Origin of the sequence: Pseudomonas sp. P8_229 (assembly GCF_034008635.1) — a bacterium.
Classification (GTDB): Bacteria; Pseudomonadota; Gammaproteobacteria; order Pseudomonadales; family Pseudomonadaceae; genus Aquipseudomonas.
Genome location: NZ_CP125378.1, coordinates 4630917 through 4651989, shown reverse-complemented (window position 1 = coordinate 4651989; position 21073 = coordinate 4630917). Strand labels below are relative to the sequence as shown.

Sequence of the window (21073 nt, the reverse complement as noted above, 5' to 3'; positions counted from 1 at the left end):
TGTATTCACCTGTATTCATTCACAGTAGAATTTGCACCACATCGGTCCCCGCCAATATAGCCACTGCCGTAGCCTGGAATCGGTTCACATGGAGGAAAGTCTTTGAAACTGATCAGGCTCGATCTGGAAAACTACCGCTGCTTCCCCGCGCTGACACTGGAACTCAATGAACAGCTGACGCTGCTGGTTGCGCGCAACGGTCAGGGCAAGACAAGTTTGCTGGACGCTATCAAAGTGGCGTTGTGGCCCTTTGTTCGCGGATTTGATTTGGGTAACGCTCCTTTGACGGGCATTCAGCCTGACGATGTTTTTTTACGCCCCGTCGAGGCGCATCAAATGGAACCCTCTCTTCCAGTTCGCCTGACGGCTCATGCTGATTTTCAGAGTGCTGCCATTTCCTGGTCACGCAGTCGAATCAGTATTCGCAAAGGAACGAAAACCCGCAGCGACCAAGGTGCAAGGGCTTTGGAGAACAAAGCTCGTGATTTGCAAGGCTGGATCTTTCATAACGTATTAATGGACGTTACCAAACCGATCGATTTACCTGTGCTGGCCTATTACGGTACGAGTCGCCTATGGAGGGATAACACGCCTACCTCTGAACCCATCGATAACGCCGAACTTTCCAGAACCTATGGTTATCGAGACAGCCTTGACCCTGCCTCCAACTACAAGCAGTTCAGCAAATGGTACACACGAATTTTTCGTACCTATCGTGAAGAACAAATTCGCAGTCTTGAACGAGGACAAACAACGTTCGATGTTAAAGACGAGTTTTTGAATCCAGTCAAAGCAGTTCAGAACACAGTCAACTCGATGCTTGAATCACAAACTGGATGGAGAAATCTTGCCTACAGTAGTGAGTTCGCAGATTTGGTGTTGGAGCATCCAATACATGGCGTGCTGAAAGTCAGCCAACTCAGCGACGGTATTCGCAACATAGTTGCCTTGGCAGCCGATATTGCCTATCGCTGCGTAAAGCTGAATCCTCACTTCGGCAGCACCGCGCCACGCCAATGCATGGGAGTGGTGCTGATCGATGAAGTCGATATGCACCTTCATCCTGCTTGGCAGCAAACGGTCATACCCGATCTGCTCGGCGCCTTTCCGAACATCCAGTTCGTCGTCACCACACATAGCCCGCAAGTAATTACCTCCGTTCAGGCAACGTGTATCCGTGTGCTGCATACAGTGACTGACGACAATTGCCGTCACGTTAGAATAAGTAATGTCGATCAACAAACTCAGGGCGTCACCAGTTCTCAGGTTCTGGCATACATCATGGGTATTGACCCCACACCAGACAATGAACCCTCTCGCAAATTGAGCGAATATAAAGCCTTGATTCAGCAAGATCTGCATGAGTCGGACCAAGGACTGTCATTGCGAAAATATCTGGACACGCACTTTGAGACACAACACCCCGTCATGCTTGATTGTGATCGGTTGATTCGCCTTGAAACATTCAAACGCAAACAACTGACACAACAAAAATAAGGAAGTCGGGCGAATGCGAAAACTGATTCGAACTGCTACTCCAAACTGTCTTGCTGGATATAGGCATGGATTACATCGATGGGTTGATGTGACACACGCAGATAGAGACCAAATCCGCCAGTGCCTTCAAGCGATGCAAGATACTCGTTGCGCCTACTGTGAAGCGGATATCAGCGTGCCAGGACTTTCGCATATCGAGCACTTTCGACAAAGACGCAGTTATCCGCAGGGCACCTTCGAATGGACCAATCTATTCCACTCATGTTGTAGGGAGGAAGCCTGCGGAAATTTCAAAGACAATTGCCCGCCCTATGATCACAGAGACCTGCTCAAACCTGACGAAGATGATCCGGATGGCTATTTACTTTTTGTCAGCGACGGCACAATCAGCCCTCTTGCCAACCTCGATGTTCGAGCACGGACGCGTGCCGTCGAGACGTTACGTTTATTCAATCTTGACGCACAAAACGGCGCCCTGCGTGCCATAAGACGAGAGGCTATTCGCCCGCATCTGCAGACTGTCCAGGAGCTGATGGCTATAGCCGATGATTTTTCGCCGGACGACTTTCTAGCGTTTCTGGAAGGCGAAATTCAGAACACCGCACATCTGCCATTCTCTACAGCTATCCGACACACCCTGTCGAAATCTCAGGCTGTTTAAAAGACACCTCCAGACACGCCTTACAGGCTACACACCCTTGCGCCTTTGCCTACAGCTACGCCAGAATCCGCCGGCTTGTGCGCCTTGGGCTCGGGTTTTATTGTGGGTTGGTCGCTGACGAATCAGCGATCGGGTTTAGCGATCCGATACCCTACAGACGCTCAATCCCCAGTCTCAATTGCAGCTTTGTCTATCTGCACTTGGCGTCATGGTGGCTGTGCGTGGGAGACCTTCGGGTCTACCCGGGGTTTCTGTGACCCGGATCGCTAACCTGCGTACAGCCGCCACCTTTACTTGTTTAGCGATGAGCCGTGGCGGCCAAATCGACCACGGAGTATCACCATGATCAAACCAACACCCAACCCGCCCGAAACCGATCTCGCCTCACCCTACGAATCCCTCGATTCAAAAAAGCTCAACGACGCCGCCGAGCGCGCCCTCGACCACTATCTCTGCCCACCCGGCTCCCCCCCACCGCCCCGAAAAACCCGCCGGATGTACGCCGTGACCGCAGACTTCAAAAACGAAGAACTGCTGGCCGATGCCAGCGAAACACTCGCCTCAGCCAGAACCATCGCTCATGACTTCGCCCACCTCATACCCGCGTCGCAGCGCAGGACGCTGTTGGGGATTGCGCAACTGATCATGCTCGGGGAGTTGGCGGTGAATCGGGTGATGGATAATCTGGAGTTGCCGCAGTAGGCCAGACAACCGATCGTTCCCACGCTCTGCGTGGGAATGCCTCTTCGGACGCTCTGCGTTCGGCTCTGGAGAGGACGCGGAGCGTCCCGGCTGCATTCCCACGCAGAGCGTAGGAACGATCACGAATGAGCAACGCCATACCATCAGACAGACAAAACCCGCCGCCCCATAACCGGGGCGGCGGGTTTTGTCGTTTCAGGCCCGAATCAAAAGCCGCTTACACCGTATCCACCTTCAACGAATGATCATTCAACATCCCGCTGATGATCGTCGCCGTGTCATGCCCGCTGGCAATCACCCCGCCCGCCCCCGGGGTCACGCCGTAGTGGCTGGCGAGGTTGACGCCGGCCAGGTCGATGGTCTGGTTCGGCGTGGCGCCGGCCAGGGCACTGACGTCGATGCTGGTGAGCACCGAGGCGCCGCTGCCGGTGACGGTGAAGTGCAGGTAGTCGTCGAGCGACGCCGTGGTGCCGTTTTCACCTTGCAGCAGTTGCGACAGGTCGAGCTTGTCGGTGCCCGGGGTAAAGTCGGTGATGGTGTCGTGGCCGGTGTTGCCCTTCAGGTACTGGAAGGTGTCGGCGCCCGGGCCGCCGGTCAGGGTGTTGTTGCCCATGCCGCCGATCAGCAGGTCGTCACCGCCGCCACCGTTGAGGATGTCGTTGCCGAGGCCGCCGTTGATCACGTTGTTATTGTTGTCGCCGGTCAGGGTGTCGTTGAAGTTCGAACCGACCAGGTTTTCGATATTGCTGAGGGTGTCGGTGCCGGCGCCAATGGTGTTTTGCGCACCGAGCAGGCCGAGGTTGACCGTAACCCCGGCGGTGGCATGAGCATAGCTGACCGTATCGATGCCGGTGCCGCCGTCGAGAATGTCGTTGCCCGGGCCGCTGTAGAGCAAGTCGTTGCCGGCGCCGCCGTGCATCTCGTTATTGCCGGAGCCGGCGGTCAGCACGTCATTGCCGTCGCCGCCGTTGAGGATGTTGTTGCCAGTGCCGGCTACCAGGATGTCGTCGCCTGCGGTACCGGTGAGGGTATGACCATCCTGATAGGTGATGCTGACGTTGGCCGTGTCGCTGCCGCCGTGGTTGTCGTTGGCGGTGTAGGTACCGTTGAAGTCCGGCGTCACGTCGTGGGCGCCGGCGTAGTTGACCGTCATGGTCAGTTGGTAGTTTTCCGCTGCCGTCGGGTTACTGCCGCTGGTGTTGCTGATGTTGGTCACATGGATCTGATAAGTGCCATCGGCGCTGGCGGTGATGGTGCCGCCGTCGGCGATGCTGGTGAACGCGCCGCCGTTGACCGAGTACTCCATCGTGACGTGGCCGGCCGCCAGGTTGTGATCCAGGTTCAGGGTTTCGCCCTGTTTCAGTTTGACGGTGATCAGGTCTTCATCGTTGGCATTGGCGTTGGTCACCGCGCCGAGGTAGCCGCTGACCACCAGTACTGCCGTCATCGCTGCGGTATTGGCCGCAAACGCGTTGCGCACATCGGCCAGGCTCTGGTTGGCGGCTGTGTTGCCGGTGCCGGCGAAGTTGATCGCACCGGTGCCGGTGAAGTCCGCGCCCTTGGCCACCCAACCAGTGTTGAACGCGGTAGGCGAAGCGTTGAGCGTGTCGCCGTCGGGATCGGTGTCGTTGGCCAGCAACAGTTCGCCCGGCACTGTGACGCTGCTCGACAGCACGTTGGTGATGACGTGATCGTCCGCCGCCACCGGTGGCGAGTTGGGGATCACTTTCACGGTCAGCGTCGAGCTGGCGAGGTCGCCGTCGTTGTCGCTGAGGGTGAAACCGATGTTCTCGGTGATCACCGTGGTGGTGGTTTTCTGCGAGGTGTAGCTGTAATCGCCAGTGTCGAGGTTGATCACCAGTGTGCCGCTGTTGTTGGTGGCGATGCTCAGCGTGTTGTTCACCGTGTTGAACGTGCCGTGGTTGGTGCCGCCGCTTGGGGTCAACGAACCCTGGCCGCTGTTGGCGCGCGGGTCATAGGTATAGGTGGTGCCGTCGATCACGATGGATTTGATGAAACCGCCATCGGCACCGAACGTACCGCCCTCGCCCAGCAGCGAACCGGTGACCGGCGCCCCTTCCACGGTGCCCGACAGCACCGAGTTGAGTTGATTGAGGTCGGTGACCACCACTGCGTTGGTGTTGGTGTGGCTGATGCCGTCATAGGCCAGCGGGTCGAGGTTGGCGTTGCTCACGCCGCTGCCCAGGCCAATCGCGTAGTTCTTGATGTTGTTGGCATCGAGGAAGTTTTTCAGCGCGGTCTCGTCGGCGGTACCGATCTCCTGGCCGGTGGTCGGTTTGCCGTCGGAGAAGAAGTAGCCGACGTTCTGCGCCCCGGTGAGTTTGCCCGAGGTGTTGAAGGCGTTTTGCATCATCGCCACAGCCGCGTCGTAGTTGGTGCCACCACCCGCCGTGAGGCCGGCGAGAATCGATTTGGCGGTTGCCACGTCAACCCACACCGACGTTCTGTCGGTGGCACTGCTGCTGAAGGTGACGAGTTGCACCTTCACATCACCAAGGTCGTCATATTTGTCGAGCAAGGCACTGATGGCCTGTTTCGCCAGATCCAGCCGCGACAGCCCCGGCACGCCTGACGGATCGACCATGCTGCCGGAGATGTCGAGGACGATCAGCAGGTTCGAATCGATCTCCACCGCCGCCACCGAACGATCCGAAGGTACAGCTTTTGGCACGTCGTCGACGATGTTGACCACGAGCGTACTGGTGGTGCTGTTGCCCAGCGCATCAGTGGCTTTGTAGGTGAAACTTTCGCTCAGGGTGTTGGCGCCGTCGTTGGCGTTCGGCGTGGTTTTCGGCGCCGAGGTCAGGGTGTAGGTGTAGGTGCCGTCGGCGTTGAGCTGGATCTGCCCGTAAGTGCCGGTGGCGCTGCCGACCAGGGTGTAAGTGATCGCCCCGCTGCCGCCAGTGACCGCGCCGACCAGCGTGCCGGTGGCGGTTTCGCCGGTATTGCTCGGATCACTGCCGGTCACCGTTCCGGGGGCCAGATCCTGGCCGTCCTTGGTCAGGTCGAGAGCTTTTTCATAGACCGTCACATCCTGATCGACCGAGGCTACGAGTTTGCTGTCGGCCACATTGATGGTGATGGTGGTGGTGCTTTCGTCGCCGTCACCGTCGCGGATGGTGTAGGTGAAGGTGTCGGTGGCACCCGGTGGGCTCACCGAGTTCGGGTTGCTGTGGTAAATGGCGGTGCCCGCCGCATCCAGAGTCAGGTAGCCGTAGGTGCCGTTGATGTTGCTGTTGAGGCCACCGATCGCCGAGCTTGAAGTGTCGCCGCCGGCGCGCACGCCGACCACTGCACCGCCCGCCGCTGCGCCGTCCGCACCGGTAACGTCATTGCCCAGCACGCTGACATTGACCGTACCGCCCTCCACCACCGAGCCGGTGTCGGCTTTCGCGGTCGGCAGGTCATCGATGATATTGACGTTGATCTGCCCGGAGGCGGTGCTGCCATCGCCGTCGGTGGCGACCACGTTGAAGTTCTCGGTGAGGCTGTTGGCGCCGTTACCGGTCGGGTGAGCCTCGTTGTCCACCAGCGTGTAGCTGTAACTCACCACGCCCGTGGCCGGGTTGTAACCGGTGATGGTCAGCGTGCTGCCGAGCGGTGTAGTGACCGATTGCGGGAAGCCTGCAGCGACACCATTGGTGACCACGGCGATGCCGCCGACGGTGAGGGTTTGCAGACCATCGAGCGCGGTCACGGTGAAGGTGCCGCTCTGGGTCAGGGCCGGGGTGTTGGGGCTGCTGCCGTCGCTGAGGTTTTTTTCGTAGACCGTGAGTTCGCCACCATTGACGTCGAGGCCGTTGAGGATCACCGGGTCGTCGTTGTTGTGGATCTGCAGGACCAGGTTGGCGGTGCTGGTATCGCCGTCCGAGTCGGTGATGGTGTAGGTGAAGGTTTCCGTGCCGTTGCCTCCGCCGTGCAGGTTTTTGAAGTCGGCATCGGTTGGGTTCAGCGTGTAGGTGTAGGTGCCGTCGGTGTGCAGTTCCAGGGTGCCGTAGGTACCGGTGAAAGTGCCTGCTGTGACTGGGCCGGTGGGCACACGGTCGGCGCCCTGCACATCGTTGGTCAGGACGTTGCCGGTCAGGGTCAGGTTGGTTTCTGACGCAGTGCCGGTGTTGCTGTCATTAACCGCTTTGGGCAGGTCGTCGATGATGTTCACATCAAGGGTTGCGTTGGCAGTGGTGCCGTTGTCATCCACCACCGTGACGCCGAACTGCTCAGGCAGGTTGTTTGCGCCGTTGGCGGTTGGGTGGGCATCGTTGTGATCCAACGTGTAGCTGTAGCTGACTACGCCGGTGGCGGCGTTGAAACCGGTGATCGTCAGCGTGCTGCCGAGCGGCGTGGTGACCGATTGTGGGAAGCCTGCGGCCACGCCGTTGGTGACCACGGCGATGCCGCCGACAGTCAGCGTGGTGACGCCATCCTGCGCGGTGATGGTGAAGGTGCCACTTTGGGTCAGCGCATTGGCATCCGGAGCGCTACCGGTGCTGAGGTTTTTCTCGTAAACCGTCAGTTCGCCGCCGTTGACGTCCAGGCCACTGATCACCACGGGATCGTCGTTGTTGTGGATCTGCAGGACTAGGTTGGCGGTGTTGGTATCGCCGTCCGAGTCGGTGATGGTGTAGGTGAACGTCTCGGTGCCGTTGCCACCGCCGTGCAGGTTTTTGAAGTCGGCGTCGGTGGGGTTCAGCGTGTAGGTGTAGGTGCCGTCGGTGTGCAGTTCCAGCGTGCCGTAGGTACCAGTGAAAGTGCCGGCGGTGACTGGGCCAGTCGGCACGCGGTCGGCGCCCTGAACGTCGTTGGTCAGGACGTTGCCGGTCAGGATCAGGTTGGTTTCCGAGGCGGTGCCGGTGTTGCTGTCATTAACCGCTTTAGGCAGATCGTCGATCACGTTCACATCAAGGGTTGCGTTGGCAGTGGTGCCGTTGTCATCGACCACCGTGACGCCGAACTGTTCCGAAAGCGAGTTGGCACCATTGGCGGTCGGATGCGCATCGTTGTGATCGAGGGTGTAGCTGTAACTCACAACACCGGTTGTGGCGTTGAAGCCGGTGATGGTGAGCGTGCTGCCCAGCGGCGTGGTAACCGATTGCGGGAAGCCTGCGGCCACGCCGTTGGTGACCACGGCAATCCCCCCCACGGTCAGCGTCGTAACGCCGTCCAGTGCGGTAATGGTGAAAGTACCGCTTTGCGTCAATGCAGTGGAATCCGGGGCGCTGCCGGTGCCGAGGTTTTTCTCAAAGACTGTTAGCTCCCCCCCATCAACGTTCAAGCCATTGATGATCACAGGGTCATCGTTGTTATGGATCTGCAGGACGAGATTCGCGGTGCTGGCATCACCGTCCGAATCGGTGATGGTGTAGGTGAAGGTTTCCGTGCCATTGCCACCGCCATGCAGGTTTTTGAAGTCCGCATCGGTTGGGTTGAGCGTGTAGGTGTAGGTGCCGTCGGTGTGCAGTTCCAGAGTGCCGTAAGTGCCGGTGAAAGTGCCGGCGGTGACTGGGCCAGTCGGCACGCGGTCGGCGCCCTGAACGTCGTTGGTCAGGACGTTGCCGGTCAGGATCAGGTTGGTTTCTGATGCAGTGCCTGTATTGCTGTCGTTCACTGCTTTTGGCAGGTCGTCGATGATGTTCACATCGAGCGTTGCGTTGGCGGTCGTGCCGTTGTCGTCGACTACGGTGACGGCGAACTGCTCGGGCAGGTTGTTTGCGCCGTTGGCCGTTGGGTGAGCGTCGTTGTGGTCGAGGGTGTAGCTGTAACTCACAACACCAGTAGCTGCGTTGAAGCCGGTGATGGTCAGTGTGCTGCCGAGCGGTGTGGTAACCGATTGCGGGAAGCCTGCAGCGACGCCATTGGTGACCACGGAGATACCACCGACAGTCAGCGTGGTGACGCCATCCTGCGCGGTGATGGTGAACGTGCCACTTTGGGTCAGGGCATTGGCGTCAGGCGCGCTGCCGGTGCTGAGGTTTTTCTCGTAAACCGTCAGTTCGCCGCCGTTGACGTCCAGGCCACTGATCACCACGGGATCGTCGTTGTTGTGGATCTGCAGGACCAGGTTGGCGGTGCTGGTATCGCCGTCCGAGTCGGTGATGGTGTAGGTGAACGTCTCGGTGCCGTTGCCACCGCCGTGCAGGTTTTTGAAGTCGGCATCGGTTGGGTTGAGCGTGTAGGTGTAGGTGCCGTCGGTGTGCAATTCCAGGGTGCCGTAGGTACCGGTGAAAGTGCCTGCGGTGACTGGGCCGGTGGGCACACGGTCGGCGCCCTGAACGTCGTTGGTCAGGACGTTGCCGGTCAGGGTCAGGTTGGTTTCTGACGCAGTGCCGGTGTTGCTGTCATTAACCGCTTTGGGCAGGTCGTCGATGATGTTGACGTCGAGGGTTGCGTTGGCGGTGGTGCCGTTGTCGTCGACCACGGTGACGGCGAACTGCTCGGGCAGGTTGTTTGCGCCGTTGGCGGTCGGATGCGCATCGTTGTGATCCAACGTGTAGCTGTAGCTGACTACGCCGGTGGCGGCGTTGAAACCGGTGATGGTCAGGGTGCTACCCAACGGTGTGGTGACCGATTGTGGGAAGCCTGCGGCCACGCCGTTGGTGACCACGGCGATGCCGCCGACAGTCAGCGTGGTGACGCCATCCTGCGCGGTGATGGTGAAGGTGCCACTTTGGGTCAGGGCATTGGCGTCAGGCGCGCTGCCGGTGCTGAGGTTTTTCTCGTAAACCGTCAGTTCGCCGCCGTTGACGTCCAGGCCACTGATCACCACAGGATCGTCGTTGTTGTGGATCTGCAGGACCAGGTTGGCGGTGCTGGTATCGCCGTCCGAGTCGGTGATGGTGTAGGTGAACGTCTCGGTGCCGTTGCCACCGCCATGCAGGTTTTTGAAGTCGGCATCGGTTGGGTTGAGCGTGTAGGTGTAAGTGCCGTCGGTGTGCAATTCCAGGGTGCCGTAGGTACCGGTGAAAGTGCCTGCGGTGACTGGGCCGGTGGGCACGCGGTCGGCGCCCTGGACGTCGTTGGTCAGAACGTTGCCGGTCAGCGTGAGGGTTGTTTCCGAGGCGGTGCCATTGTTGCTGTCATTAACCGCTTTAGGCAGATCGTCGATCACGTTCACATCAAGGGTTGCGTTGGCAGTGGTGCCGTTGTCATCCACCACCGTGACGCCGAACTGTTCCGAAAGCGAGTTGGCACCATTGGCGGTCGGATGCGCATCGTTGTGATCGAGGGTGTAGCTGTAACTCACAACACCGGTTGTGGCGTTGAAGCCGGTGATGGTGAGCGTGCTGCCCAGCGGCGTGGTAACCGATTGCGGGAAGCCTGCGGCCACGCCGTTGGTGACCACGGCAATCCCCCCCACGGTCAGCGTCGTAACGCCGTCCAGTGCGGTAATGGTGAAAGTACCGCTTTGCGTCAATGCAGTGGAATCCGGGGCGCTGCCGGTGCCGAGGTCTTTCTCAAAGACTGTTAGCTCCCCCCCATCAACGTTCAAGCCATTGATGATCACAGGGTCATCGTTGTTATGGATTTGCAGGACGAGGTTCGCGGTGCTGGTATCACCATCCGAATCGGTGATGGTGTAGGTGAAGTTCTCCGTGCCATTGCCACCGCCATGCAGGTTTTTGAAGTCCGCATCGGTTGGGTTGAGCGTGTAGGTGTAAGTGCCGTCGGTGTGCAATTCCAGGGTGCCGTAGGTACCGGTGAAAGTGCCTGCGGTGACTGGGCCGGTGGGCACACGGTCGGCGCCCTGGACGTCGTTGGTCAGGACGTTGCCGGTCAGCGTGAGGTTGGTTTCCGAGGCGGTGCCGGTGTTGCTGTCGTTCAGCGCTTTGGGCAGGTCGTCGACCACGTTCACATCAAGGGTCGCATTGGCAGTCGTGCCGTTGTCGTCGACCACGGTGACGGCGAATTGCTCAGGCAATGAGTTGGCGCCATTGCCGGTCGGATGCGCGTCGTTGTGATCGAGGGTGTAGCTGTAGCTGACCACTCCGGTGGCGGCGTTGAAACCGGTGATCGTGAACGTGCTGCCCAGTGGTGTGGTGATCGATTGCGGGAAGCCTGCGGCCACGCCATTGGTAACGACAGCGATGCCGCCGACGGTCAGCGTGGTGACGCCATCCAGCGCCGTGATGCTGAAGGTGCCGCTTTGGGTCAGCGCGGTGGAATCCGGCTCGCTGCCAGTGCTGAGGTTTTTTTCGTAAACCGTCAGCTCGCCACCTTCAACGCTTAACCCGTTGATCACCACCGGATCGTCGTTGTTGTGGATCTGCAGCACCAGGTTGGCGGTGCTGATATCACCATCGGAATCGGTGATGGTGTAGGTGAAGGTTTCAGTGCCATTGCCACCGCCGTGCAGGGCTTTGAAATCGGCGTCACTGGTGTTCAGGGTGTAGGTGTAAGTGCCATTGGCATTTAACACCAGGGTACCGAACGTCCCGGTAAATGTACCGGCGGTGACGGGGCCGGTGGGCACGCGGTCAGCGCCTTGCACATCATTGGTCAGGACGTTGCCGGTCAGGGTCAACAGGGTTTCCGAGGCGGTGTTGGCGTTGCTGTCATTCGCCGCTTTGGGCACATCGTCGATGATGTTGACGTCGAGCGAGCCGGTGGCGCTGTCGCCATTGCTGTCGCCGGCGGTCACGGTGAAATGTTCGCTGAGGCTATTGGCGCCGTCACCGGCCGGGTGCGCGTCATTGCCGTTGAGGGTGTAGCTGTAGCTGACAACTCCAGTCGCGGCGTTGTAGCCGGTGATGGTCAGGGTATTGCCCAGTTGCGTGGTGATCGACTGTGGAAATCCGCCCGCCACGCCGCCGCTGATCACGTTGATGCCGCCGATGTTCAGGCTGCTCAGACCGTCCGGCGCCGAGACCGTGAAGCTGCCGCTCTGAGTCAGCGCGCCGGGATTGGCCGAGGAGCCGTCAGGCAGATTGGCTTCGTTGAGGGTCAACTCGCCCCCGGGTACCGCGAGGCCGCTGAGCGTCACCAGATTGTTCACCGGCGGCGGCACGATTGGCGTGTTGTCGCCATTGTCGATGACGACGTTATGGCGCTCTTCGGGAAACTCGGGAATGCCATTGAAACCGGCGGTCGGGAAGCCAATGACCGGATCCACCCGCCCGCCTACTTCGGTCAGCAATACAAAGCTGTGGCCGCCACCCGCCTCGCCTGGTACCCCAGTCGGTGCGTTTGGACCGGCAGCGGTCGCTTCCGCGGCTTTGGTCGGATCTTCACCGGCGGCGATGGCTTTCTGGATCTGCTCGACATCGGTCAGTTGCGCTTCGCTCGGCGTCAGCGCTTCAGGGGAATCGACGTGCACCGCCTGGTTGGCCAGCAGTTGCCCGGACATGGTCATGCTGCTGTCGCGGCCCAGGGTCAACTCATGGCCGTTTTGCAGATGAACGGCGACGGCGCCTTCTGCGCCGGTGATCACTTGATCGCCGGCAAACAGGCGGTCGCCTTTGACCAAGGCGCGGCGCGTGCCGTCGGTGCCCTGCGCAAAAACCTGACCAATGACTTTAGTGACGATCCCGATGAGCGTTGCCATGTGAAATTCCTCCGCTGCCGACCACCGTCGGCACTGGTTCGCGAAGCAGCCCATGGCTCAATCGGGTTGCCGGGGTGACGCTCGCACCTCGACAGTTCGTTTCGCAGGTTTGCGCAAACAAGGAAACTTCAGTGCTTTCAAGCACTTCAGAATCCTGATCGATGCAGCAGGCCCACTAACGCTACGTAACGGTGGTGAATCACCCGAGTGACAAAAATCTGTCGCTCATCTGCCGCTACGCGTCCCTCCCCTTCAGCATTACTTCGCCGTATGTCGCAAAGTGAGTGGAACTTTCCTCAAGCCTTTTTGTGCTCCCTAAAGCGCATGAAACAAAGGCTTTCGTCCTGAACAATGTGCCGGATTTTGCCAAGCGCATAAGTTTTTTTCGGCATAAGACTTATGAAAATTTTTTCTTAGCTACGCTTCAGGATGTTCTTAGCTCTGTTGTTACAAGAGTGAAACGCTTACACCTCAAAATATCGTCAAATATTTGGCGACAGTAACGCACCATCAGGACCAGGGAGATGCACCCCATGCGCGTTTTAACCCCCCTCTGCAGCGCGGTTTTGCTGGCCATGGCTTGCACTTCCCAAGCCCAGGCCATGAACCTGACCGAAGCGATTCAAAGCACCATTGCCACCCACCCGGAACTCGCTTCGCGCGTGGATGCCAAACTGTCGGCCGATGAACAAGTGAAAGTCGCCAAGGGCGGCTTCTATCCGTCCGTCGATCTGAACGCCGCCTACGGGCGTGGCTACAGCGACAACACCAACACCCGGGCCCTCGGTAATCATCACACCGAAATCCTCAATTACACCCAGTCGGAACTGCGGCTGCGGCAAATGATCTTCGACGGTTTCAACACCGCCAACGAGGTCGAGCGCACCAAGGGCGTGTCCAATTCGCGCGCCTACTATGCGCAAGGTACCGCCCAGGATCTGGCCCTGCGCACCATCGAGGTTTACCTCGAAGTGCTGAAGCGGCGCGAACTGGTGACCCTGGCCAAGAACAACCTGCAAGCGCACTTGCGCGTCAACGATCAGATCGGCCTGCGCACCGAGCGCGGCATCGGCAGCACCGCCGACTCCGATCAGTCGGTGGCCCGTAAGGCGCTGGCGCAAAACAACCTCGACACCGCCGAAGTCGATCTGGCCGACGCCGAATCGAACTTCTACGCTGTGGTCGGGCGCATGCCCGATGAACTCGAAGCGCCACCGTCGACTCGCGGCGAGATCCCCACCAGCCTGCCGGAAGCCCAGCAGAGCATGGTCGAGAACAACCCGTACCTGAAATCCGCGCAGGCGGACGTGCAGTCGGCCGAGAGCCAGTACGAAGTCGCCAAGTCGCCGTTCTATCCACGTTTCGATGCCGAAGCGGCAGTCGGTGCAAACAACAACGTGCAGGGTGATGAAGGCCACGACAACGAATGGCGCGTGGGCGTGATCATGAACTACAACCTGTTCCGTGGCGGCAGCGACAAGGCCCGTCTGGCGTCCGATGCGCACCAGATCAACCAGGCGATGGACATCCGCAACAACGCCCTGCGTCAGTTGAACGAGAACATTCACCTGGCCTGGAACGCCATGGTCAACGCGAAGAAACAGACCCCGACCGCCCGCGAATACGCCGAGACCACCAAGCGTGTGCGCGCGGCCTATCAGGATCAGTTCGGCCTCGGCCAGCGCACCCTGCTCGACTTGCTCGACAGTGAAAACGAGCTCTACAACGCCAACCGCCGCTACACCGAAATCCGCTATACCGAGGAATATTCGATGTACCGCGTGCTGGCGAACATGGGCCAGTTGCTGAGCAAGCAACGGGTCGTGCTGCCGGCAGATGCGATCGCTGCGACCGAGGTGAAGAACGAAGCGCGTTTGCCGGAACTGAAATAAGTCCCATGTTGATCGTTCCCGCGCTCTGCGTGGGAACGCAGTCCGTGACGCTCCGCGTCACTGGACGCAGAGCGTCCCTAGAGGCATTCCCACGCAGAGCGTGGGAACGATCAAACGATCAACTTGAGCCCGTTCAACAGAGGCGATCAATATGACCAGCATGGAACCCGGTAGTACCGGGGTCGATCCGCGGTTGAGCTTCGATGATCCGTTACTCGACGGTCTGTTGATCCTCTGCAAACTCCACGGCGCGACTGTCAGTCGCGCCAGCCTGAGTGCCGGGCTGCCCCTGAACAAGCAACGCCTGAGCCTGGATCTGCTGCCCCGTGCAGCAGCCCGGGCCGGTTTGCAGGCGCGTTTGCTGCGACGAGAACTGAAAGACATCTCAGCGCTGAACCTGCCGATTCTGCTGCTGCTCAAGGATGGGCGTACCGCTGTGCTGCGGCGTTTCGCCGACGACGGCAAGGTGCTGATTCTGCCCAGCGAAGCCGATGGCGGCGAGCAATGGGTCAGCCGTGAAGAGTTGGCCGAACACTACAGCGGCCAGGCCTTGTTCGCCCGTCCGCGCCACGAACTCGAAGACTTGCGCTCCCCGCTGGTGCCGCGGGTCCACGCCTGGTTTCGCGACACCCTGAAGCTGTCGAAATGGCTGTACAGCGACGCGATCCTCGCCAGTTTCCTGATCAACCTGCTGGGCCTGATGGTGCCGCTGTTCGTCATGCAAACCTACGACCGCGTGGTGCCCAATCAGGCCACCTCGACCCTGTGGGTGTTGGCCATCGGCCTGTTGATCGGCACCGGCTTCGAACTGGTGCTGCGAGTGGTGCGCGCGCACTTGCTCGACACCGCCGGCAAGAAAACCGATGTGATCCTTTCTGCGACTTTATTTGAACGCATCACCGGTATGGCGATGAAGGCGCGGCCGGCGACCATCGGTGGTTTCGCCCAGAGCATTCATGACTTTCAGGGCCTGCGTGAATTCCTCACGGCGGTGACCCTGACCAGCCTGATCGACCTGCCCTTCGTGGTGTTGATGCTGGTGGTGATCGGCCTGCTCGGCGGCTGGCTGGTGGTGATTCCGCTGCTGGCGTTTCCGATCACGATCATTTTTGCCCTGGCCATTCAGGTGCGCCTGCGTGACACCGTGCAAAAAAGCCTGAGCCTGGGTGCCGAACGTCAGGCGCTGCTGATCGAAACCCTCGGCGGCCTGGAAACCCTCAAGGCCTGCAGCGCCGAAAGCGAGCGCCAGCACAAATGGGAAAGCACCCACGGCGCCCTCACCCGCCTCGACAGCCATGCGCGCAACCTCTCGGCGCTGGCGACCAACGGCACACTGTTCATTCAACAGTTTTCCGGGATGGCGACGATTGTTGCCGGGGTCTACAGCATCATCGCCGGCAACCTCAGCGTTGGTGCGCTGGTCGCCAGCTACATGCTCGGTAGCCGCGTACTGGCGCCGCTGGGGCAGATCGCCGGGCTGATCACCCGCTATCAGCAAGCGCAACTGACTATGAAAAGTACCGATGCGCTGATGGGCCTGCCGCAGGAGCGCGACGGCAAGCAGCGGCCTCTGGAACGCACGCAACTGCAAGGTGCGCTGGACGTCAGCGGCGTGACCTTTCACTACAACGGTCAGAATGCACCGGCGCTGAGCAACATCAGCTTCAGCATGAAACCCGGCGAGCGGATCGGCATCATCGGCCGCAGCGGTTCAGGCAAAAGCACCCTTGCGCGATTGGTGATGGGCTTCTATGAACCCGAAGAAGGCCAGTTGCTGCTCGACGGCCTCGACCTGCGGCAACTGGATGTCGCCGACCTGCGCCAGCAGATCGGCTACGTCGCCCACGACCTGCCGCTGCTGGCCGGCAGCCTGCGCGACAACCTGACCCTCGGCGCACGTTACATCAGCGATTCGCGCATGCTCGAAGTCGCCGAACTGACCGGTGTCACCGAACTGGCCCGCCAGCATCCGCAAGGTTTCGACCGCCCGGTGGGCGAGCGCGGACAACTGCTCTCCGGCGGCCAACGCCAGGCCGTGCTGCTGGCCCGGGCGTTGCTGCTCGACCCGCCGATCATGCTGCTCGACGAACCCACCAGCGCCATGGACAACAGCAGCGAAGACCTGCTGCGCCAGAAGCTCCACGGCTGGGTGCAAGGCAAGACACTGCTGCTGGTCACCCATCGCACCTCGATGCTGAGTCTGGTGGACCGACTGCTGGTACTGGACAACGGTCGAGTCGTCGCCGACGGCCCGAAAGAAGCGGTCATCGATGCACTGCGCAAGGGCCGTGTCGGCTCGGCGGCGGTGTAAAGGCGTACACATACGGATGGTTTTCACGAACCCGGTGGCTTGTACAAAAGCTGTGTCACTACACAAACCCATGCTTTACACAAAAACCTGTGGCGAGGGGATTTATCCCCTCACCACAGGGAGGCTCTATGGCAACAGGGAAGCTATCGGGTCACAGAGTGGCTCTATGGCAACAGGGAAGCTATCGGGTCACAGAGTGGCTCTATGGCAACAGGGGAGTTCTCTGGTCACAGATTAGTGTCCCTGGCCACTGATGGGTCATCCAGTTTGATGTTTCTCAACTGAGGGGTATCGCCCCATGTCTGCATCTTCAGGTAGTAAGTCACGCGGCTACTTCGACAGTTTCGGCAAAAGCGCCGAAGCCGAGTTCATGCCGGAAACCGCCGGCGCGTCTTTGCAGGACTCGCCGCGCTGGTCGCGGATCACCGTGTGGCTGGCGGCGGCGCTGCTGATCAGCGCGCTGGTCTGGGCCAAGTTTGCAGTGCTTGAAGAAGTGACTATGGGCGAAGGCAAGGCGATTCCGTCGAGCAAGGTCCAGGTGATCCAGAACCTTGAGGGCGGGATCGTCACCGAAATTTTCGTGCGTGAAGGGCAGATGGTGAACAAGGGCGACAAGCTGTTGCGCCTGGATGACACGCGCTTCCTGTCGAACAAGGGTGAGAGCGAGGCCGACCGTTACGCCCTGACCGCGCAAGTCGAACGCCTCTCCGCCGAAGCCGAGGGGCGCCCGTTCAAGCTGTCTGACGAGGTGATCGCCAAGGCGCCACAGGTCGCCGAAGACGAACGGGCACTGTACGACCAGCGCCAGCGGCGACTGGCCAGTGAGCAACGTACCCTCACCGAACAGCTGCGGCAGAAAACCCAGGAGCTGGCGGAATTCCGCTCCAAACAAGGCCAGTACAGCTCCAGCCTGGCGCTGCTGCAGCAAGAGATGAACATGTCGGCGCCGCTGGTTGGCACTGGTGCGGTATCGCCAGTGGAAATCCTGCGGCTCAAGCGCAGCGCGGTGGAGATTCGTGGCTCGCTGAACGCGACGACGCTGGCCATCCCCCGGGCGGAATCGGCGATCAACGAGATCAAGAGCAAGATCGACGAATCGGAGCAGACCTTCCGCTCCGACGCGGCCAAGGACCTCAATCAGAAACGCACCGACCTGTCGAAAATCACCGCGTCGAGCATCGCCATCGACGACCGCGTCAGCCGCACCACCGTGACCTCGCCGGTGCACGGGGTGATCAAGCAACTCAAGGTCAACACCATCGGCGGCGTGGTGCAGCCGGGCAGCGACATGGTGGAAATCGTGCCGCTGGAAGACAACCTGCTGATCGAAGCCAAGGTCCGTCCACAGGACGTCGCGTTCCTGCACCCGGGCCAGAAAGCCATGGTCAAGTTCAGCGCCTATGACTACACGATCTACGGTGGGCTGAGCGCAAAACTGGAGCTGATCGGCGCCGACACCATCACCGATGACAAGGGCAACAGTTTCTATCTGATTCAGGTCAGGACCGATAAAAACCATTTGGGCGGGGATGTGAAACCACTGCTGATCATCCCGGGGATGGTGGCGACGGTGGACATTATTACCGGGGAGAAAAGCGTCCTCGATTACCTGCTCAAACCCGTGCTCAAGGCCAGGACCGAGGCGATGCGCGAGCGCTAGCGAATGATCGTTCCCACGCTCCGCGTGGGAACGATCATCTATCGCCATGATTACGCTGGAAGGTCTCCTCCCCCATCGCCGCAATCTGCCCCTCGATCAACGCCTCGAACGGTTTGAGCAGCGGCGCAAACGTGGTCGGCGCTTCAAGGGTTTCCAGCGCCTGCACGATCGCCTCGATGGTCGACAACGCACCCGGCCCCGGCGCCTTGCGCAGCCGATAGCGCGACACTCCGCCCGCGGCCAGCGTCACCCGTGGCAACCCCGCCAGCAGCGGATTGAGGTGGAGCATCTTGCGCGCCTTGCGCCACGTGCCGTCCGGCACCACCAGCAACAGCGGCTCATCTGATTCGCCATAAGCCTGCATCGGTTGCGCATCGTCGGCGGGAAACAGCAAGCGCGCCTGATACCCCGGTCGGTTGAGCAGTGCCGGCAGATCCTCGAACACTTCACCGACAATCAGCTCGGCATTGGTCAAACCCAGCGCCGCCAGTCGCGCCGTGTTCAGCGCGTGATTGACCTCGCTCGGGTGCTGCAACAGCAACACCCGGGTGCGGCTGTCGAGGCTCGGGATCAGCGGGCACAGGCAATGGGTTTGTGGGCGCAGGCAGCGCGGGCATTGAGGTCTGGACATAATTCTTTTCCCTACAAGCTAAGCCTGATTGAGCTGTGCTTTGAGCAGATCACGGAAAGTCTGGATCAGCGGCTCGCGGCTGCGGCCACGGCGCATGATCATCGAAAACGGCGCCTGATAACCGAAGGTCGCCGGCAACAACACGCGCAAGTCGCCCTTGTCGGCCCAAGCCTGGGCGTAGTGTTCCGGCAGGTAACCGATGTAGGCGCCAGACAGCACCAGAATCAGCTGCGCTTCCATACTTTCCACGGTGGCGGCGCTGTGCTTGAAACCGTGACGCGCCAGCTCGGCCTGGCTCCAGTAACCCCGGCCGACCATGCGTTGCTGGGTGATGACCTGCTCGGGGATGCGTCGCTCGTTGAACAGCGGGTGGCGGCTGCTGCAATACAGCCAGTGCTGCTCGCGGTACAGCGGCATGTAGACCAGACCGCTCATGCGCGTGGAGAACGCGCCGATCGCCAGATCCAGACGGTTGTCCTGCACGCCAAGTTGCAGTTCGTACGGGCTCATCACCGACAAGTGCAAATGCACCGCCGGGTGTTCCTGGCTGTAGGCGCCGATGGCTTCGGCGAACGGCAAGGCCTTGTCGCTGACGGTGGAGTCGATCACCCCGAGGTTGAGCGTGCCGCGCAATTCACCCTTGAGCGCGGCGGCGTATTGCTCGAAACCTTCGAGTTCGGCCAGCAGGCGCAGGGTTTCCTGATGGAACAGTTCACCCTTGCTGGTCAGACTGAACCCGCCCCGCCCGCGATGGCACAGCACCAGACCCAGCGCCGCTTCGAGCTGGCTCATGTAAGTGCTGATCGCCGAGGTCGACAGGTTGAGCTCCTGCTGCGCATTGGCGAAGCCCTGATGCCGAACCACACTGACGAAGATGCGCAATAGTTTCAGGTCGGGTAAAGCGTTGGCCATGTCTACTCCAAGGATCGTTCCCACGCTCTGCGTGGGAATGCCGCCCGTGACGCTCTGCGTCACCTGCGATTACGGCTGGACGCGGAGCGTCCGTGGATGCATTCCCACGCCGAGCGTGGGAACGAGCAGGTAGGGGGGAAGTCTGGCATTAGTTTAGAAAAATCTGAACTAAGTATTTGCCCGTAGCGATTCTTCCGCCTCACTACATTTCGCAGAATCGGTGCCACAGCGGTGCCCGTGACCTTGCGAATGCGGCGCGCCGACATAAATAAAACAAAGACGATGAGGCCCTACCCGTGGACAAGATTCTTCACCAACCACTGGGCGGCAACGAAATGCCGCGCTTCGGCGGCATCGCCACCATGCTCCGACTCCCCCATGTTCCGACTGCTGCCGGCCTGGACGCAGCCTTTGTTGGCGTGCCACTGGACATCGGTACTTCGCTGCGCCCCGGCACCCGCTTCGGGCCACGCGACATCCGCACCGAATCGGTGATGATCCGCCCTTACAACATGGCCACCGGGGCTGCGCCGTTCGACTCGCTGTCGGTCGCCGACATCGGTGACGTGGCGATCAACACCTTCAACCTGCTCGACGCCGTGCGCATCATCGAAGAAGCCTACGACAACATCCTCGAGCACAACGTGATCCCGATGACCCTGGGTGGCGACCACACCATCACCCTGCCGATCCTGCGGGCAATTCACAAAAAGCACGGCAAGGTCGGTCTGGTGCACATCGATGCACACGCTGACGTCAACGATCACATGTTCGGCGAGAAGATCGCTCACGGTACTACCTTCCGTCGCGCCGTCGAAGAAGGTCTTCTGGACTGCGACCGCGTGGTGCAGATTGGTCTGCGCGCGCAGGGCTACACCGCTGACGACTTCAACTGGAGCCGCGATCAGGGCTTCCGCGTGGTGCAGGCCGAAGAGTGCTGGCACAAGTCGCTGGCACCGCTGATGGCCGAAGTGCGCGAGAAAGTCGGTGGCGGTCCGGTGTACCTGAGCTTCGACATCGACGGCATCGACCCGGCCTGGGCGCCGGGCACCGGCACCCCGGAGATCGGTGGTCTGACGACCATTCAGGCGATTGAAATCGTCCGTGGCTGTCAGGGCCTCGACCTGATCGGCTGCGATCTGGTAGAAGTCTCGCCCGCTTACGACACCACCGGCAACACCTCGCTGCTGGCCGCCAACCTGCTGTACGAAATGCTCTGCGTACTGCCTGGCGTGGTCCACCGCTGAG

Annotated in this window: 10 protein-coding genes; 7 read left to right on the top strand and 3 right to left on the bottom strand. The window is 60.3% G+C overall.

All coding sequences use genetic code 11. The features are described from left to right. The first annotated feature begins 102 nt into the window (after window positions 1–102). The 3 genes from QMK55_RS21015 to QMK55_RS21005 all read left to right on the top strand — a co-directional run bounded on the left by QMK55_RS21015 (window position 103) and on the right by QMK55_RS21005 (window position 2860). Window positions 103–1497, top strand: a complete 1395-nt coding sequence (locus QMK55_RS21015) for an AAA family ATPase (protein ID WP_320329897.1) — start codon at window positions 103–105, stop codon at window positions 1495–1497. A gap of 13 nt (window positions 1498–1510) precedes the next feature. Further along, window positions 1511–2158, top strand: coding sequence for a retron Ec78 anti-phage system effector HNH endonuclease PtuB (gene ptuB, locus QMK55_RS21010; RefSeq protein ID WP_320329896.1), 648 nt, complete (start codon window positions 1511–1513; stop codon window positions 2156–2158). Between the two features lie 342 nt (window positions 2159–2500). Continuing rightward, window positions 2501–2860 (top strand): DUF6124 family protein, encoded by a 360-nt coding sequence (locus QMK55_RS21005; protein ID WP_220558299.1) that lies wholly within the window; start codon window positions 2501–2503, stop codon window positions 2858–2860. Between the two features lie 217 nt (window positions 2861–3077). Here the strand turns inward: QMK55_RS21005 and QMK55_RS21000 are convergent, their stop codons facing one another. Then, entirely contained in the window at window positions 3078–12419 is a 9342-nt protein-coding gene (locus QMK55_RS21000) for a retention module-containing protein (protein ID WP_320329895.1), read from the bottom strand. A 533-nt stretch (window positions 12420–12952) separates the two neighbouring features. On the opposite strand from QMK55_RS21000, the gene QMK55_RS20995 reads away from it, so the two are divergent. The 3 genes from QMK55_RS20995 to QMK55_RS20985 all read left to right on the top strand — a co-directional run bounded on the left by QMK55_RS20995 (window position 12953) and on the right by QMK55_RS20985 (window position 18282). Next, on the top strand, window positions 12953–14311 hold the full coding sequence (locus QMK55_RS20995; RefSeq protein ID WP_102354141.1) for a TolC family outer membrane protein: 1359 nt from the start codon (window positions 12953–12955) through the stop codon (window positions 14309–14311). Window positions 14312–14462: 151 nt separating this feature from the next. Further along, window positions 14463–16622, top strand: a complete 2160-nt coding sequence (locus QMK55_RS20990; RefSeq protein WP_102354142.1) for a type I secretion system permease/ATPase — start codon at window positions 14463–14465, stop codon at window positions 16620–16622. A 298-nt stretch (window positions 16623–16920) separates the two neighbouring features. Further along, window positions 16921–18282 (top strand): HlyD family type I secretion periplasmic adaptor subunit, encoded by a 1362-nt coding sequence (locus tag QMK55_RS20985; protein WP_102354143.1) that lies wholly within the window; start codon window positions 16921–16923, stop codon window positions 18280–18282. A 34-nt stretch (window positions 18283–18316) separates the two neighbouring features. Here the strand turns inward: QMK55_RS20985 and QMK55_RS20980 are convergent, their stop codons facing one another. Together QMK55_RS20980 and QMK55_RS20975 are read right to left on the bottom strand one after the other, a co-directional pair. Beyond that, window positions 18317–18913: a tRNA-uridine aminocarboxypropyltransferase gene (locus QMK55_RS20980; protein ID WP_320329894.1), complete on the bottom strand. Its 597-nt coding sequence runs from the start codon at window positions 18911–18913 to the stop codon at window positions 18317–18319. Between the two features lie 18 nt (window positions 18914–18931). After that, on the bottom strand, window positions 18932–19825 hold the full coding sequence (locus QMK55_RS20975; RefSeq protein ID WP_007956593.1) for a LysR family transcriptional regulator: 894 nt from the start codon (window positions 19823–19825) through the stop codon (window positions 18932–18934). A 296-nt stretch (window positions 19826–20121) separates the two neighbouring features. Here QMK55_RS20975 and speB point away from each other — a divergent pair, with 296 nt between their 5' ends. Continuing rightward, window positions 20122–21072 carry an agmatinase gene (gene speB / locus QMK55_RS20970; RefSeq protein WP_003222717.1) on the top strand — a complete coding sequence of 317 codons (951 nt, stop codon included), beginning with the start codon at window positions 20122–20124 and terminating at the stop codon, window positions 21070–21072. Window position 21073: the final 1 nt, after the last annotated feature.

What these genes read in the sequence shown, in the direction of transcription:
- ptuB (WP_320329896.1), top strand. Translation starts at nt 1,511, where the DNA reads ATGCGAAAACTGATTCGAACTGCTACTCCAAACTGTCTTGCTGGATAT.
- QMK55_RS21005 (WP_220558299.1), top strand. Translation starts at nt 2,501, where the DNA reads ATGATCAAACCAACACCCAACCCGCCCGAAACCGATCTCGCCTCACCC.
- QMK55_RS21000 (WP_320329895.1), bottom strand. Translation starts at nt 12,419, where the DNA reads ATGGCAACGCTCATCGGGATCGTCACTAAAGTCATTGGTCAGGTTTTT.
- QMK55_RS20995 (WP_102354141.1), top strand. Translation starts at nt 12,953, where the DNA reads ATGCGCGTTTTAACCCCCCTCTGCAGCGCGGTTTTGCTGGCCATGGCT.
- QMK55_RS20990 (WP_102354142.1), top strand. Translation starts at nt 14,463, where the DNA reads ATGACCAGCATGGAACCCGGTAGTACCGGGGTCGATCCGCGGTTGAGC.
- QMK55_RS20985 (WP_102354143.1), top strand. Translation starts at nt 16,921, where the DNA reads ATGTCTGCATCTTCAGGTAGTAAGTCACGCGGCTACTTCGACAGTTTC.
- QMK55_RS20980 (WP_320329894.1), bottom strand. Translation starts at nt 18,913, where the DNA reads ATGTCCAGACCTCAATGCCCGCGCTGCCTGCGCCCACAAACCCATTGC.
- QMK55_RS20975 (WP_007956593.1), bottom strand. Translation starts at nt 19,825, where the DNA reads ATGGCCAACGCTTTACCCGACCTGAAACTATTGCGCATCTTCGTCAGT.